This window comes from Ruegeria sp. AA6 (genome assembly GCF_056542865.1).
In genome coordinates, this window is the sequence record NZ_JBQGAN010000035.1 from 1 (window position 1) to 15,854 (window position 15,854).

The window sequence follows — 15,854 nt, forward strand, 5'->3', positions numbered from 1 at the left end:
CATTTGACGCCTGGAATGCCGCCACTCGAGCTGCTTGAAGTCCGGGCATCAGCATTCCTTGGTGGGTCGGAAGTTAACGTGACAACACCGTATTGGGCTGTCCGACAGAAGGTCATTCTGCGCAATACCGGGGAATTCCCTGTGGAAATCTCGGGGCCGGATGCCGAGATATTCGCGAACCGGGTGTTTGCACGTGACGTGAGCCGGGTAAAGGTCGGCCGATGTTCTTACAATTTCGCCCTCTACCATCATGGTGGCATGATCACTGACGGTGTCATGCTGCGCCTTGCGGAAGACAGATTCTGGATGGCTCAGGCCGATGGCGAGCTTTACACTTGGTACATGGCCCACGCGCATGAGTTCGACGTGACGATTTCGGATCCGAGTGTCTGGGTCTCACAGGTACAAGGCCCCCGATCGATGGACGTGCTGCGTGACGCCATTGACGGTCATTTCCCCGATCCATGGCGCTATTTCGACATCGCGACCGTGTCGATTGCAGGGGAAGAGGTCATCATCACCCGCACCGGATTTTCCAATGAGCTTGGGTGGGAATTCTACCTACGGCCGGAAAACGATGCCGAGAAGGTCGGCAACCGCATTTGGGAGGCGGGTCAAAGGCACGGGATGATCCTGACCGGCACGCCAGTATTCCGTGCGCGCCGTATCGAAGCAGGGCTGATGAGCCAGGCGGAGTTCGACAGCACAACTACACCCTTTGACGCCGGTCTCGGACATTTTGTTCAGATGGACAAGCCGGATTTCAACGGCAAGGCAGCCTTGGAAAAGGCCGATAAACGATCGCGAACCTTCGGAATGCGGGTGTGCGGCGGAATCGCGGAACGCGGGCGGACTATCTCGGTTGGTGGCAAATCCGTCGGCACGGTATGTTCCTCGACATGGTCGCCTTACCAGGAATGCGGTGTCGCGCTGGTGCGGATGGATGACCCGAATATGGGACCGGGTACAGAAGTGGGGGTGATCGGCACGGACGGCGCCACGTACAGAGCGCAGTTGTGCAGCCTGCCGATGTATGATGCCGAGGGTGCAATCGTGCGAGGCAGAAACACAACGATACCCGAAGGCCCTGAACCATGGCGGGGTTGACCCTGCCACAACGAAAAACCGCGCTGTCCCGAAGGCCGTTCGACTTCAGTCGGCCTGGCGGGACAGACCTTCACTCATGGAATTGATGACGGATTTGTGTTTGCGACTTGGTTGCCGTCACACCCCCTGCGCCATTATCCAAGTCTTGAACACTTCCGTTGCAGGTGACGCGGTAGGCTTTGCTGGCAGAACGATGCAGTAGGCGAAGTTGGAAATGGCAATGTCTGACAGCCACACAAGCCGACCGCTTTCTATCTCTGGCTCCGCAAACTCGTCCTGCATCCCCAATCCATTTCCGGCGATGACCGCCTGAAGGCGGCTGTTGGCGTCCGGCAGCGAAAGTGCGTTCTTTCTCGGCGCGAATGTCAGTCCCGCGAGATCATGCCAGTCGCGCCAGGCGGCCATGCCGGATGCGTCCGGCAAAAGCGGGATTTCCTGAAAAGCGTTTTCAAGACCAAGTGCTTCGACACGGGCAGCAGTGTCCGGGCTAGCCAACGGCCGGGTGTTGGAGTTGAGCAGAACCTCAACTTCCATGTTTTCGACCGACGGGTCGCACCAGAAGATCGATAGATCGAGGGCGGGGTTTTGCAGATCGGCCTTGGTATTGATCGGCTCGATCTTTAGCGAAATATCAGGGTTGGCGCGGGTGAAGTCGGACAACCTAGGGCCGAGCCACCGCGCGATGAACCAGCTATGGGCGCCGACGCACAGCGGTTCTTCAACGGTTGATCTGATTTCGTATATCACGGCCTCGAGGCGGCCCAGGTGCCGTGTCGCTGCGTCTTTCAGGCGCGTGCCTTCCACTGTCAGGCGGATATGGGTGTGGCGGCGCTCGAACAGGCGCACGCCCAATTCGTCCTCAAGCTTCGCGATCTGATAGCTCACCGCGCCCTTGGACATGTTCAAGGCTTCGCCCGCCGCTGTGAAGCTCATTAGCTCGGAAACGGTACGGAAGACGTTGAGGCTGTCAAAGGATCGAAATCGCATAGTTCTGTTTAATTGAGCTGAACACAGAGATCAAGAAATTGGGTTTGCCGCAGGATGGTTTGGGCATCTAGTCTCACTGCAGGGAGAGACATCATGACACCACGCGATCCGATAGCGCATTTGCCGACCCATGAGGTCATCAACATGCCCCCCCACATGGGCGATCAGAACCTGTGGGCAGATGACCGCGCACTGAGACACTGGGCTTCGCATATGGGCGGGGCGGGTCATACCGGGCATTTCACGCATGTCGGCCATCTGACCGGGCTGGACGAGACCTTCCAGAAAGCCAATCAGGCCAATCGTCATGGGCCCGAACTGCAGGCCTTTGACCGCTACGGCATGCGCATCAACGCAGTCGCGTTTCACCCGGCCTACCACGACCTGATGGACCTGGCGATTTCCAACCAGGTCCACAATTTCGCGTGGCATCATGAGGGCAATGCCGGTCATCTGGGCCAGTCGGTTCTGACCTATATGTTCAGCCAACCCGAAGGCGGCGTGATGTGCCCGATGGCGATGGCCTATTCCGTCGTGCCGTCCCTGCGCATGGCGCCCGCAGTTGCAGAGGAATGGATGCCGCGCATCCTGTCCACCGAGTATGACCGGCGCGACATCCCCGCGAACGAAAAAACCGGCGCAATGATCGGAATGTTCATGACCGAGAAGCAGGGCGGATCGGATGTGCGCGCCAATTCGACAGTGGCCCGGCCTGACGGTGACGGCTACCTGCTGACCGGGCACAAATTCTTCTGCTCGGCCCCCATGTGCGACGCGTTTCTCGTACTGGCCAATACTGAAGGCATGGGCATTTCCTGCTTCCTCATGCCCCGCTGGCGGCCCGACGGAACCCGCAACAACCTGTTTATCCAGCGGATGAAAGACAAACTGGGTAACAAGTCCAACGCCTCGACCGAGATGGAGTTTCAGGACACTTACGGCGTGATGGTGGGCGAGGAAGGCCGTGGCATTCGCACGATCATCGAGATGGTGACGGGCAACCGGCTTTATTGCGCCATGTCCTCGGCGGGGATCATGCGGCAGGCGCTGGTGCAAGCGCTGCATCACACCTCGCATCGATCGGCCTTCCAGAAACGCCTGATCCAGCAACCGCTTATGCAAAATGTTCTGGCCGACATGGCTGTTGAGGTCGAGGCCGCGCTGGCGCTCGGGCTACGGGTGGCGCAGGCGATGGACCGCATGGATGACCCGGCCGAGGCGGCGCTGGCCCGCATTGGCACAGCGGTGGCGAAATACTGGAACACCAAGCGATGCCCGAGCCTTGTGGTCGAGGCGCTCGAATGCCACGGGGGTCCAGGCTATGTCGAGGAAAGCATCATGCCTCGGCTGTATCGCGAAGCGCCGCTTAACTCGATCTGGGAAGGGTCGGGCAACGTGATGGGGCTCGACGTGCTACGGGCCATGGGGCGCGAGGCCGAGGCGATCCCCGCCGTGATGGCGGAACTAGAGAAGGCGCGCGGAAACCATCCCAATCTTGACCGGGCAATCGACGAGCTGCGCGATGAACTGGCCGACCCGGAGGGGCTGGAGGGCCGGATGCGCATGGTGACCGAGATGATGGCCCTGACCCTGCAGGGGGCGCTTTTGACCCGCCACGGCGATAGCGCCGTTGCCGATGCCTTTTGCGCCAGCCGCCTTGCCCCAAGATATCGCGGCGCGTTCGGAACCCTCCCCAAGGGGCTCGACCTCGACGCCATCATCAGCCGCGCACTGCCCGGCTGATCCACCCACCCAAGAACGAAAGGAGCCATGGATATGGCCGGAATGGTATTGCCCATGATCTCTAGCTGTGCGCGCTCGCCGTGGTTCAAGGCGACGCGCGAGATCACCACCGCCTATGGCGACCACGAAGGGCGGCTGACGCCCGTAACCTTTGATCGGCCCATCGTCGAAGAGTACCGGGTGTTGCGCACCAAGGCAGGCATTTTCGATGTACCGGAGGTCCCGCTGGAAATTCGAGGGCCGGATGCAGCGGCGTTCCTTGACTATGTGTTCACGCGGCCTGTCAGCACCATGGCCGTTGACCGGGGGCGTTATGGCCTGATGTGCCACGATGGAGGCGGCATTGCCTGTGATGGTGTTGTGTTCCGGCTGGCGGAAGACTGGTTCTGGTATGTCCATGCGGACCGCGACGTGTTCACATGGCTTCAGGCCCTGAAATTCGGCCATGACGTCGAAATCCGCGATCCGGGAGCCTGGGCGATCCAGATCCAGGGGCCGAACAGCCTAGAGATACTGGACGCCTGCGTCGATGGCAGGGCCCCGGACGGGTTCAAATATTACCATGCGCGTCAGGTCACTATGGGCGGTCAGCCGGTCCTGATCAGCCGGACGGGCTGGACCGCCGAACTTGGCTTCGAGGTCTACAACTTGGAGCCGCATGTCGATGGCATTGCGCTTTGGTCTCACCTGATGGCGGCAGGCCGGCCGCATGGGATGGAGATCCTGTCGACCTACGCCATGAACCCACGGCGGATCGAGGCGGGGATCATGAATTACGGCACCGACATGGGGTGGGACACAACGCCGTTTGATCTGGGGCTAGGCGAGTTTGTCGACTTCGATCATGACTTCGTCGGGCGGGACGCCTTACAAAGCGCCGAACGGAATCCTCGGTTCTCTGGCTTTATGACCGAGGCGAGAGACATCAAATGGGGATCGCCTGTCCAGGCGGATGGCCAGGTGGTCGGCCGTGTGAAGGCATTCGAGCCGTCGCCAACCCTCGGCATGGGGATCGGCTATGTCCTCTTCGACACGCCCGAGGCCATGGCGGCCAATACCTTCACCGTGACGGGCCGAGACGGGACTGAACATCCGCTGGCCCTGCATGCACTGCCATTCTTTGACCCTGACAAACGCATCCCCCGAGGCCTTGAGGTCATGGAGTTCAAAGGATGAAAGACACCGTCTCCAGCGCTCGCCGCGAAAACCTGAAACGCCTCCTGAAACCGCGCCACATCGCTTTTGTCGGCGGCAAGGCGGTCGAGGGCTGCATCAACGCCACCCGTAAATCCGGCTTTGCCGGGGACATCTGGGTCGTGCATCCGAAATACGAGGAACTGGCAGGCATCGCATGCGTTCCAAGCCTTGCCGATCTGCCCGAACCGCCGGATGCCGCCCTGATTGCCGTATCGCGGGAACGCACCGTTGACGTGGTGGCCGAGCTCAACGCTATGGGGGCTGGTGGCGCTGTTTCCATCGTCGGCGAATTTGCTGAAACGGGAGAGGCCGGGGCCGCGCTACAGGCCCGGCTGATCGAGGCGGCCGGAGATCTCGCGCTTGTCGGCCCGAATTGCCTTGGGCTGATGAACATGTTCGATCGCGCAGCTGTCTGGGGTGGCGACAACGTGTTCGAACCAGTCAATGGTAACGGCGTCGCGCTGATCAGCCAGTCGGGCTATGTCGCCTATTCGATCACCAATGTCGAAGAGGCTTTGCCGCTGGGCTACGCCATCAGCATGGGCAATCAGGCGGTGCTGAACGTCGCCGATTTCATCGAAGCCCTGCTGGATGATCCGCGGGTCCGCGCCATCGGCCTTTATCTGGAAGGGATCGTCGATGTCGCCGCGCTGAGCCGAGCCGCCTTGCGCGCGATCGACAAGGGCGTTCCGCTCGTGGCTTTGAAGGCTGGCGGTACGCAGGAGAGTTCCGAACTGACCCGCAGCCATTCGGGAACGCTCGCAGTTGCAAACGAGCTGTGGAGCGCGCTGTTTCGCCGCCTCGGCATTGTCGAGGCTGGGTCGCCCAAGGGCCTGATCGAGACGCTGAAGCTTCTCGGATCGCCCAGGCTGCCAAAAGGTAACCGAGTGGTTGCCGCGGCAAATTCCGGCGGCTATGCCGCGATGATCGGCGAAAAGGGCCGCGCCGCAGGGCTAGAGTTTCCCGCGCCTGACGACGCAGCGCAGAAAGCTCTGCGCCATGATGTGCCCGATCTGGTGTCGCTCCTGAACCCGCTCGACTGGAACCTGCCCTGGGCCAGCATGGCGCGGTCCGAGACCTCGGATGTCGGGCTTGGGTATTTGATGACCGATGAGGTCGACCTCTTGGTCTATTTCATAGACTGGCCCCGGCAGAAGGATGTCGCGAACGTGTGGTGGCCAACGCTCGAAGGTCTGACCCGCCTGAATGCGCGGATCGCCCAACCGGTCTTGGTCGCCAGCGTCCTCCCCGACGGGCTGCCCCCGGATTTGCGCCTCCAACTGACCCACGCAGGCCTGATCTGTCTTCAGGGGCTGGACGACGCATTGGCGGCGATCGCAGCGGCAGGCAGATACCACAGCTTGCGCCGTGCAGTTTTGGCGGACCCTAAAAACCGGGAACTGTCTGCTCCCCCACCTGAGCCCAAGTCGGTCATCCAACTTGACGAGGCAGAGGGCAAGGCAGCATTGGCAAGCTGCGGGCTGACGATCCCTAAGGGCGCGACGGGTTCGGCTGGGCATGTGATTGCTCAGGCCGACACACTCGGGTTTCCTCTCGCGGTCAAGCTTCTCAGCGCCGATCTGGCCCACAAGAACCACGCGGGTGCAGTGCATCTGAACATGGGAAGCAAACCCGCGCTGGAAGAGGCGATTGAAGCGATCAAAACGTCTGTCAGGGCCTACAATCCGGCCCTGTCTACCGACCGTTTTCTGATCGAGCGCATGGTGGCGCAACCCCGAGCAGAATTCATCGTCGGCGTCAGCTACAAGCCGGGATTGGGGCATGCTTTGGTCATTGGTCGCGGCGGGACGGCGGTGGAAGAGCTGAAGGACTATGCCACATTGCTGCTTCCAGCGGGGCGGGCACAAATCGAGGACGCGCTTGCCGGCCTGAAGATCAGCGGCAAGCTAAGGCTTTCCGATACCGAGCGAACCGTGCTTGTGACGCAGATAGAGGCAATCGCTGCATTTGCGGAACAGCACAGAAGCCGTCTGGTCGAGCTCGACGTGAATCCGATCATACTTGACACCGAGGGGCGCGCGACAGCGGTAGACGCGTTGCTGCGGCTTGCACGGGAGTAATCGATCAGGTTCCAGCCTGTTCTTTGAGCCAAACCAGCATCGAGCGCGCACCGGGTGACAGCACTTCGCCCGGAAACACAACGTGGTACCCCGCGCCCTCCAGCTTGGCGTCGGAAAGCGGCACCAGTGTTCCGGCTTCCACCTCTGGCGCGACCAGATCATCCCAAAGGGCGATCCCCTGGCCATCCACGACCGCCTGAACGCGGCTGTTTGAGTCCGGGATGGTCAGGCTGGACCGGCTGGGCGCGTAGGGCAGCCCTGCGGCTTTGTGCCAGGCCCGCCAACCCGCGTCACCGGAGCTGTCACCCAAGAGCGGAAGCTGCCTGACCGCCTCGGCCAGACCAAGCCGCCTAACCTGCTCTGCGACTGCGCGGTTTGCGGTTGGAACGGCAGACAGGGACAGAAGAAGTTCGCTTTTGTGACCCTCCCAGCCGCCAATTCCCCAGAGGATAGCCATGTCCACTCTGACAGATCTCAACATTTCCACCGAGTTAATCGGCTCGATCCGCAGGCTGATACCGGGATTGGCCTCGAAGAAGCGAGTGAGCCTTGGCGAAAGCCAGCGAGACGAGAAGTAGGTCAGTGCGCCAACGGTCACGGCACCCGAGGCTGTGCCACGCAGGTCTTCGATTTCACGATCGATCTGGCTCAGGGCCGTTTGGGACACATGCCACAATCTGCGCCCTTCCTCCGTCAGTTCCAGTTTTGCGTGTGCGCGCTCGAACAGGCGAAAGCCGAGCTCGGCTTCAAGTTTGCCCACTTGGTAACTGATCGACCCTTTCGACTGATGGACCTCGTCCGCCGCCTTGGTCATCGACAGATTGCGGGCAACGGCATCAAAGATCTTGAGGGTATCATAACAACGAAAGCGCATGATTATTGTCTAATTTTTTCGAACGACTTGTGCAAATCATTAGATTTGCTCGGAGCCCATGTGGTCGAATACCATAAACTTAATGCGTGGCACCCATCTGTCCTTGTCGAAGATCACCCGCAGGCGTCTAACAACTCTAAACGGTGAACAACATGACAATCGACCTCTCCCACTATCGTTTCGTCGCCAAGGCTTTGCTGAACAAGGGCGCGCGCCCGCGCGAGCTTGCCCGGACCATGCCTGCCCATCCGCTGAGCTACATGGAACTGCCCTTTGATCCCGAATACACGCTCTACAATTCGCGCCTGACGCCAGAGAAACTCGACACGGCCACGGATGACGAAATGTATTGGGCCGTGCGCACCAACGTCATCTTTCGTCACACCGGCGAGTTGCCGATCGAGATCAGCGGGCCGGATGCGGAAAAGCTTCTGAACAAGTTGTTTACTCGGAGCGTCAGCATGGTGAAGCCGGGCCGCTGCTCCTATCAATTCGCCTGCTATCACGATGGCGGCATGATCACCGATGGCGTGCTGCTGCGGCTGTCGCAGGACAGGTTCTGGATGGCGCAAGCCGATGGCGACCTCTTCAGCTGGTACAAGGCCCATGCCGAGGGGCTGGACGTGAAGATCCACGACCCCAACGTCTGGGTCAGCCAGATCCAGGGGCCGCGTTCGCTGGAACTTCTGGCCGCTGTGCTGGACGGGCCAATGCCCGATCCTTTCCGTTATTTCGATTGTGCTGAGGTCTCCATTGCGGGCCAGACCTGCTGGATCAGCCGCTCGGGTTTCACCAACGAGCTGGGATGGGAGGTCTATACGCTGCCCGACACCGACATCCCGGCCATCGGCGACCGGATCATGGAGGTCGGCGCGGCGTTCGGCATCCTGCTGACCGGAACGCCGGTGTTCCGCGCACGGCGGATCGAGGCCGGGTTGCTCAATGCCGGGTCCGATTTCGGAGCGGAGACGACGCCGTTCGAGGCAGGGCTTGGCGGTTTTGTCGAATTTGACGACCGTGATTTTGTTGGCCGCAAGGCGCTGGAGGCCGCTAGCAAATCCAGTCGCACCTGGGGCATGCGGGTACCCGGCGGTGTAGCACAGCTTGGCCGTGTCATGACCGTTGATGGCAAGGTGGTCGGCCGCGTCTGCTCCTCGGGCTATTCGCCGTATCAAGGCTGTGGTGTTTGCATCGTGCGCATGGACGACCCCGCACAGGGTCCGGGCACAAAGGTAGACGTGCTCTGTGCTGATGGGTCCACTCAAAGCGGTGAGCTCTGCACCCTGCCAATGTACGACGCCGACCGTCTGATCCCGCGCGGCAAATTGGTGGATATCCCGACCAAACGGGTCGCGGCGGAATGACCTTCATGCCCAGCGTTTCAACTGAACGCACTAGGAGTTGCGAACCAGAGGCGGCCTCGGCCGTCTCCACGCACTTTGCATTTCTACTATTGAGGTCGTTCTCCTCGTTGGATCTTTGCGCTGCGCTGGACGTGTTGAATGAAGCCAACCAGTTTGACCAGACGCCCAGATATTCGTGGTCTTTGTTCAGTGAAGACGGAAACGCTGTGTTGGCGTCTAACGGATTGTCCATGAATGTAGATGGCCCGATGATGCCGGTGAGCCGAAAAAGCACAGTAATCGTTCTGGGAGGTAAAGAATATGTAGGCGCATCTACTTTGCCAGTGCTGGCATGGTTGCGAAGTGTGTCCCGGAAAGGTGCGCGCATAGGCGCAATTGGGAGCGCTGTATTCACATTGGCAAAGGCTGGTGTGCGTTTGAACGGGCCAGTTTCTGCACATTGGGCGTATAGGGGGGCAATTGCCGAACATTGCCCAGATTTGGAGTTAAAGCAGAACATCTTCTGTATTGGCGAAAAAAGCCTAACCTGTGCCGGTGGGGCGTCGACCCTCGACATGATGTTGCAACTGATCGCATTGACCAGTGACGGCAGAATAGCCAATTGGGTCGCAGACCGGCTTGTTTGCAGTTCCTTCAGGACTGGACAAGAGGACCAAGGGGCCACCGAGTTCGTGCACATGCGAGAGCGCAACTCCAAGCTGGCAAAGGCAATCAGGGTAATGCAATCGCGCTTGGAAGAGCCTGTTTCAGCGCAGGAGATAGCTGTCTTAACCGGCGTCTCGATGCGTCAGCTTGAGCGCATCTTCAAGGCTCATATGGCGACCAGCCCTAAAGCATTCTATGTGAAGCTGAGGCTGGAACATGCACGGCGATTGCTTCAACAAACAGAATTGCCTCTGATCGAAATTGCGATTGCGAGCGGTTTTCAGAGCCAGTCCCATTTCTCCCGCCTTTACCGGAAGCAGTTTGGAGTTTCACCGCTTCTGGATGTGGGAATCCGGCGAATAGATGATCCTCTCCCAGATGGCGACTGCTCAGAAGGAGCAAGAAAATGTACAATTTGAACCTCACCACCTCGCACTTTCCGGTACAGAATGATGCGGAAATCCGCGACATCACGGTTGGCGGGTTGCTACGAGAGGTGGCAGCCAGCCACCCGGATGCCGTGGCGATGGTGGATGTCGCAGACAGCGGTGACTGCGGCCAGTCATGGACCTATGCGGAGATACTGGCGCAGGCCGAGAGCCTTGCGAATGCCCTCGCCACGCGGTTCGAAGCTGGTGACAGGGTCGTCGTCTGGGCACCCAATATCCCCGAATGGATCTTCATGGAATATGCCTGCGGGCTGGCCGGGTTGGTCCTGGTCACGGCCAACCCGTCCTTTCAGGCCTCAGAACTCAAATATGTGCTGGAGCAATCCGGTGCTGTTGCTCTGTTCATGGTTGATGAGTTTAGGGGCAACCCGATGGCTGAGATTGCGCGCGAGGCGACGAAAGGTAACACGCGCTTGCGCGAGGTCGTCAATCTGGAAGACGAAGATGCGCTCTATGCACATGGAGAACGGTCCGCCATCCTGCCAGATGTCCAGCCGGATGATGCCGCGCAGATCCAGTACACCTCGGGAACAACAGGATTTCCCAAGGGCGCGGTGCTCAGCCACAAGAACCTTGTGAACAACGCGCGGCTGTTCTGCGCGCGCAAGCAGGTTGGGCCGCACTCGGTCTGGGCCAACTTCATGCCGCTCTTTCACACGGCGGGCTGCGCGACGGGGGCTTTGGGGTGCCTTCAGGCCTCTGCCAAGATGCTGTTGAACAAGCGGTTCGACGCGGATGTCTTTGCGCGATTGATCGAGGAACAGGGCGTCACAACCTGTTTCGCCGTTCCCACCATGCTGTTCAACCTGCTGGAGGCGCTTGATCGGACCCCGCGCGACATGTCCTCGCTTGAGGTCATCACGACGGGCGGCGCGCCGGTGCCACCCGATCTAGTCCGCCGGGTGCGGGACCGTCTGGGCTGTCACCTGCTCAGCGCTTTTGGGCAGACGGAGCACAGCCCGATGATCTGCCTGAACCCTGTCGAGGCCACGCTTGAACAGATCGTAGAGACGGCAGGCCAACCACTGCCACAGACAGAGGTTTCGATCCGTTCACCTGAAGACAATCGGGTGCTCTCAATAGGTGAAGTCGGCGAGATTTGCGCGCGGTCCTACGCCGTGATGATCGGCTATAACGACAACCCGGAGGCCACTGCCGCCGCCATCGATAGCGAAGGTTGGCTGCATACCGGCGATCTGGGCACGATGGATGCCCAGGGGTTCGTGCGGGTGACTGGCCGTGTGAAGGACATGATCATACGCGGCGGCGAAAACCATTTCCCGGCCGAGATCGAAGCGGTGTTGGTGACCCACAGGCATGTGGCACAAGTCGCCGTGGCTGGCCTGCCGGACGAGAAATGGGGAGAGGTGATCGCGGCATTCATCTTGTCCGACCAATCGCTCGACGTGGCCGATTTGCGCACCCACTGCCGGGCGCATCTGTCCGCGCAGAAAACGCCATCGGTCTGGGTGCGCGTGCCGGACTTCCCGCTGACAGGTTCCGGCAAAGTGCAGAAATTCGCCATTCGTGAGAAGTTCCTCGCAGGTAGCTACGGAGAGGTTCTGCAATGAGTGTTCGCATTGAAAAGGACGGCCCCGTCTGGACAGTCATCCATTCCCGCCAAGAGGCCCGTAATGCCATGGACCCCGAAAGCGCCCAGGCACTCTTTGAGGCGTTCCAGTCGTTTGACGCGGACGATACCGCCAGCGTTGCCGTGTTCTGGGGCGAAGGCGGTGCCTTTTGCGCCGGGTGGGATTTGAAGCATGCAGCCTCCCTTGCCGGGGCCGAGGCGCTTGATCCGTTCGACTTTCCCGATGAGGGTGAGCCACCGATGGCGGCCATGGGACCCAGCCGGTTGGAGCTCAGCAAACCGGTGATCGCTGCCGTGGCAGGGCCTGCCGTGGCTGGCGGCATGGAACTGGCGCTTTGGTGCGATATCCGGGTGATGGAAGAGACCGCCTTCATGGGGGTCTATTGCCGTCGTTGGGGCATTCCACTGATCGACGGTGGGACAGTGCGCTTGCCCCGTCTGGTCGGCGAAGGTCGCGCGATGGACCTGATCCTCACCGGCCGCCGTGTGGATGCAGAAGAGGCTCTGCAAATTGGCATGTGCGAATACGTCGTGACTGAAGGCGACGCGCGAACCAAAGCCGAAGCCCTGGCCCATGACATCGCCCGCTTTCCCCAAAGCTGTATGCGCGCAGATCGGCGGTCCGTGCGGGCCCAGCACGGGCTCTCGATGCGCGAGGCGCTACAGCAGGAATGGCGTGGCAGCAAGACTGAGGTCACCAAAGGTGTCGAAGGTGCCACCCGCTTCACCAGCGGAAAAGGCCGCGGGGGCGATTTCAGCGATGTATGAGCTAAGCCTCACCACCTCCCATGTCCCGGCCCAGTCCGACATGGAGACGCGCGACATCACCATCGGCGCATTGCTGCGCGAGGTTGCTGCGGCGCGCCCGGATGCCGAGGCTTTGGTCGAAATCCGACAGGACGGATCAGAAGGGCGGCGCTGGACCTATGCCGAACTGCTGGCCGACGCCGAGCAGTTAGCCCATGCACTGTCGAACCGTTTTGCGCCCGGCGAACGGGTGGTGATCTGGTCGCCCAACAGCCCAGAATGGGTCCTAATGGAATATGCTTGCGCGTTGTCCGGACTGGTTCTGGTGACTGCAAACCCGGCCTTTCAGGCGCGGGAATTGGCCTATGTGCTGGAGCAATCCGGCGCGGTCGCCCTGTTCCTTGTCGAGGAGTTTCGCGGCAATCCGATGGCCCGGATAGGTGCTGAGGTCGCGGCGTGCATCACGTCGGTGCGCGAAGTCACGGACATGGAAAGCGCCGCGCTTTACGCGGAAGGGGCCCGCCCGCCTGCTTTGCCCGAAGTCACCCCGGGCGACGCGGCGATGATCCAGTATACATCCGGCACGACCGGCTTTCCCAAAGGGGCGGTGCTGAGCCATCGCGGGCTGGTCAACAATGCGCGCTTCTACGCTTCCCGCTGCGGGGCGACCCAGGCAACCACTTGGGTCAACATCATGCCGATGTTCCACACTTCGGGTTGCGGCATGGTCACGTTGGGCTGCCTGCAGGCGGGGTGCCGGATGGTGCTGGTCAGCCTTTTTGACCCGGACATCGTGCTGGATCAGTCGGAAGCGAACGGCGCGGACATCATCCTTGGCGTGCCGACCATGGTGGTGTCCTTGCTCGATGCACAAGAGGCGCGTCCGCGCGACCTGTCGGCCCTGAAGCTCGTCAGCTGCGGCGGCTCGATGGTGGCGCCGGAGCTGGTGCGCCGGGTGCAGACCCTGATGGGGGCCGGATTTTCGACGCTCTATGGCCAGACTGAACACTGCCCGGTGATCACGCAACACCACTTGTCGGACAGTATCGACGACATCTGCAACACGGCTGGCCAGGCAGTGGCGCAGACCGAGGTTTCGATCCGTAGCATCGATACCAATAGCGCAGTCTCCGTCGGCCAGGTCGGGGAAATCTGTGCCCGCGGCCCATGTGTCATGTTGGAATACAACGACAACCCCAAGGCCACGTCCGAGACTGTCGACGCGTTGGGTTGGCTGCACACCGGCGATCTGGGCCGGATGGATGCGCGCGGCTACGTCACCGTGACGGGACGGGTCAAGGAAATGATCATCCGCGGCGGCGAGAACCATTTCCCGGCCGAGATCGAGAACTGCCTGTTGGAACACGCTGATGTGGCCGAGGTCGCCGTGGTCGGCTTGCCGGACCCGAAATGGGGCGAGGTCATCGGCGCGTTCATCCGCGGCACAGGACCACTCGAAAAAGGCGCGCTGCATGCTCATTGCCGCGCAAACATTTCCCCGCAGAAAACCCCGAATGTTTGGGTGCAGGTCGAGGACTTCCCCCTGACCGGCTCGGGCAAAATCCAGAAATTCGTTCTCCGCGATCGTTTCATCGCCGAGGAATATGTTGAACTCTGACTGACAGGAACCACCATGCAGGACGCATCCAAACACTATATCAACGGCCAATGGGTCGCCTCGGTCGACGGGCGCGAAATGGCGGTTGAGAACCCGTCCACGGAAGAGAAGATCGCCACGATCACTTTGGGTGGCGTCGCTGATGCTGACGCGGCCGTCGCCGCAGCCAAGGCAGCCTTTCCGGCCTGGGCGGCAACAGACCCCGAGGAACGGATCGCCGCACTGGAGCGGTTGATGGAAGTCTACAAGTCTCGGGCTGAAGACATGGCGCAGGCCATCAGCACGGAAATGGGTGCACCTATCGCACTGGCAAAGACGGCACAGGTCGGCGCCGGGGCCGGGCATCTTAAGAACACCATTCGGGCGGCCAAGGCTTTTGCCTTTGAACGTCCTTTGGGGGATCACGCTCCCGGCGACATGATCCTATACGAGCCGGTGGGTATCTGTGCCTTGATCACTCCATGGAACTGGCCGATGAACCAGGTGATGCTGAAGGTCGCCCCTGCATTGGCGGCGGGCTGCACGGTGGTTCTGAAACCCTCGGAACTGTCTCCACTCAGTGCCATTCTGCTGGCCGAGATGATCGATGCAGCGGGCTTCCCACCAGGCGTGTTCAATCTTGTGAACGGTGATGGTGCCGGTGTTGGCGCGCATCTCACCGCGCACCCGGACGTGGACATGGTCAGCTTCACCGGGTCAACCCGAGCTGGTGTCGCGATCAGCAAGGCCGCGGCAGACACCGTGAAACGCGTCAGCCTCGAACTGGGGGGCAAGGGGGCCAACATCATCTTCGCCGATGCAGATGAAAAGGCCGTTGCGCGCGGCGTGCGGCACTGCTTCAACAACTCGGGTCAGTCCTGCAACGCGCCGACCCGGATGCTGGTGGAGCGCTCGATCTACGAGCAGGCCGTTGAAACCGCCCGAGCCGTAGCCGAGAAAACGGAGGTCGGACCGGCGGACATCGAAGGCCGCCAGATCGGGCCGGTTGTGTCTGAAAGTCAACTCAACAAAATCCAATACCTGATCAAGCGCGGCATCGACGAACAGGCCACGTTGATCGCGGGTGGTCTTGGCCGCCCCGACGGGCTGAGCGGGGGTCACTTCGTGCGCCCCACGATCTTTGCTGATGTCACGCCGGAAATGACGATCTGGAAGGAAGAAATCTTCGGGCCTGTTCTTTGCATCACACCCTTCGATAGCGAGGAAGAGGCCCTCGCCTTGGCGAACGATACGCCCTATGGCCTGACGAACTACGTCCAGACTACGGACAAGTCCCGCGCACGCCGGGTCGCGCGTCAGCTGCGGTCTGGTATGGTCGAGATGAACGGCAAGTTCGGCGTTGCCGGGTCGCCTTTCGGTGGCATGAAGCAGTCGGGCAATGGCCGAGAAGGCGGTGTCTGGGGTCTTGAGGAGTTTCTGGAGGTCAAGGCTGTCAGCGATTGGGGTTAGGT

The 15,854-nt window shown here is 60.7% G+C and carries 12 protein-coding genes; 10 read left to right on the forward strand and 2 right to left on the reverse strand.

Features of this window, described 5'->3' with window-relative positions; genetic code table 11:
* On the forward strand, positions 1–1,107 hold a 1,107-nt coding region (locus tag ACR0LN_RS22000; protein WP_480432754.1), incomplete at its 5' end, for an aminomethyl transferase family protein.
* Between the two features lie 117 nt (positions 1,108–1,224).
* On the opposite strand, the gene ACR0LN_RS22005 is transcribed toward ACR0LN_RS22000, so the two are convergent.
* Positions 1,225–2,094 carry a LysR family transcriptional regulator gene (locus ACR0LN_RS22005; protein WP_170415531.1) on the reverse strand — a complete coding sequence of 290 codons (870 nt, stop codon included), beginning with the start codon at positions 2,092–2,094 and terminating at the stop codon, positions 1,225–1,227.
* Between the two features lie 93 nt (positions 2,095–2,187).
* Here ACR0LN_RS22005 and ACR0LN_RS22010 point away from each other — a divergent pair, with 93 nt between their 5' ends.
* From ACR0LN_RS22010 to ACR0LN_RS22020, 3 genes are read left to right on the forward strand one after another with little or no spacing between them, the layout of a single operon-like run.
* A complete protein-coding gene (locus ACR0LN_RS22010; RefSeq protein ID WP_170415529.1) occupies positions 2,188–3,837 on the forward strand; it encodes an acyl-CoA dehydrogenase family protein in 1,650 nt (549 codons plus the stop codon).
* A 33-nt stretch (positions 3,838–3,870) separates the two neighbouring features.
* Complete coding sequence (locus ACR0LN_RS22015) at positions 3,871–5,013, forward strand: aminomethyl transferase family protein (protein WP_170649843.1); 1,143 nt, start codon at positions 3,871–3,873, stop codon at positions 5,011–5,013.
* Positions 5,010–7,115, forward strand: a complete 2,106-nt coding sequence (locus ACR0LN_RS22020) for an acetate--CoA ligase family protein (RefSeq protein ID WP_170709422.1) — start codon at positions 5,010–5,012, stop codon at positions 7,113–7,115. The genes ACR0LN_RS22015 and ACR0LN_RS22020 overlap by 4 nt, the downstream gene beginning before the upstream one ends.
* A gap of 4 nt (positions 7,116–7,119) precedes the next feature.
* On the opposite strand, the gene ACR0LN_RS22025 is transcribed toward ACR0LN_RS22020, so the two are convergent.
* Positions 7,120–7,989 carry a LysR substrate-binding domain-containing protein gene (locus tag ACR0LN_RS22025; RefSeq protein WP_170415523.1) on the reverse strand — a complete coding sequence of 290 codons (870 nt, stop codon included), beginning with the start codon at positions 7,987–7,989 and terminating at the stop codon, positions 7,120–7,122.
* 152 nt (positions 7,990–8,141) lie between these two features.
* Here ACR0LN_RS22025 and ACR0LN_RS22030 point away from each other — a divergent pair, with 152 nt between their 5' ends.
* The 6 genes from ACR0LN_RS22030 to ACR0LN_RS22055 are packed head-to-tail and all read left to right on the forward strand — an operon-like array spanning position 8,142 to position 15,852.
* The gene (locus ACR0LN_RS22030) at positions 8,142–9,353 is read left to right on the forward strand and encodes an aminomethyl transferase family protein (protein ID WP_170649840.1); all 1,212 of its coding nucleotides are present in this window, start codon (positions 8,142–8,144) and stop codon (positions 9,351–9,353) included.
* 5 nt (positions 9,354–9,358) lie between these two features.
* Positions 9,359–10,417 (forward strand): GlxA family transcriptional regulator, encoded by a 1,059-nt coding sequence (locus tag ACR0LN_RS22035; RefSeq protein ID WP_480432757.1) that lies wholly within the window; start codon positions 9,359–9,361, stop codon positions 10,415–10,417.
* Positions 10,405–12,018 carry an AMP-binding protein gene (locus ACR0LN_RS22040; protein WP_170649838.1) on the forward strand — a complete coding sequence of 538 codons (1,614 nt, stop codon included), beginning with the start codon at positions 10,405–10,407 and terminating at the stop codon, positions 12,016–12,018. The genes ACR0LN_RS22035 and ACR0LN_RS22040 overlap by 13 nt, the downstream gene beginning before the upstream one ends.
* Positions 12,015–12,806, forward strand: a complete 792-nt coding sequence (locus tag ACR0LN_RS22045; RefSeq protein WP_170709417.1) for a crotonase/enoyl-CoA hydratase family protein — start codon at positions 12,015–12,017, stop codon at positions 12,804–12,806. The genes ACR0LN_RS22040 and ACR0LN_RS22045 overlap by 4 nt, the downstream gene beginning before the upstream one ends.
* The gene (locus ACR0LN_RS22050) at positions 12,751–14,403 is read left to right on the forward strand and encodes a class I adenylate-forming enzyme family protein (RefSeq protein ID WP_480432760.1); all 1,653 of its coding nucleotides are present in this window, start codon (positions 12,751–12,753) and stop codon (positions 14,401–14,403) included. Before ACR0LN_RS22045 ends, ACR0LN_RS22050 begins: the two co-directional genes overlap by 56 nt.
* 15 nt (positions 14,404–14,418) lie before the next feature.
* A complete protein-coding gene (locus ACR0LN_RS22055; RefSeq protein WP_170649837.1) occupies positions 14,419–15,852 on the forward strand; it encodes an aldehyde dehydrogenase family protein in 1,434 nt (477 codons plus the stop codon).
* Positions 15,853–15,854: the final 2 nt, after the last annotated feature.

What these genes read in the sequence shown, in the direction of transcription:
- ACR0LN_RS22015 (WP_170649843.1), top strand. Translation starts at nt 3,871, where the DNA reads ATGGCCGGAATGGTATTGCCCATGATCTCTAGCTGTGCGCGCTCGCCG.
- ACR0LN_RS22045 (WP_170709417.1), top strand. Translation starts at nt 12,015, where the DNA reads ATGAGTGTTCGCATTGAAAAGGACGGCCCCGTCTGGACAGTCATCCAT.
- ACR0LN_RS22040 (WP_170649838.1), top strand. Translation starts at nt 10,405, where the DNA reads ATGTACAATTTGAACCTCACCACCTCGCACTTTCCGGTACAGAATGAT.
- ACR0LN_RS22010 (WP_170415529.1), top strand. Translation starts at nt 2,188, where the DNA reads ATGACACCACGCGATCCGATAGCGCATTTGCCGACCCATGAGGTCATC.
- ACR0LN_RS22055 (WP_170649837.1), top strand. Translation starts at nt 14,419, where the DNA reads ATGCAGGACGCATCCAAACACTATATCAACGGCCAATGGGTCGCCTCG.
- ACR0LN_RS22005 (WP_170415531.1), bottom strand. Translation starts at nt 2,094, where the DNA reads ATGCGATTTCGATCCTTTGACAGCCTCAACGTCTTCCGTACCGTTTCC.
- ACR0LN_RS22025 (WP_170415523.1), bottom strand. Translation starts at nt 7,989, where the DNA reads ATGCGCTTTCGTTGTTATGATACCCTCAAGATCTTTGATGCCGTTGCC.
- ACR0LN_RS22020 (WP_170709422.1), top strand. Translation starts at nt 5,010, where the DNA reads ATGAAAGACACCGTCTCCAGCGCTCGCCGCGAAAACCTGAAACGCCTC.
- ACR0LN_RS22035 (WP_480432757.1), top strand. Translation starts at nt 9,359, where the DNA reads ATGCCCAGCGTTTCAACTGAACGCACTAGGAGTTGCGAACCAGAGGCG.
- ACR0LN_RS22030 (WP_170649840.1), top strand. Translation starts at nt 8,142, where the DNA reads ATGACAATCGACCTCTCCCACTATCGTTTCGTCGCCAAGGCTTTGCTG.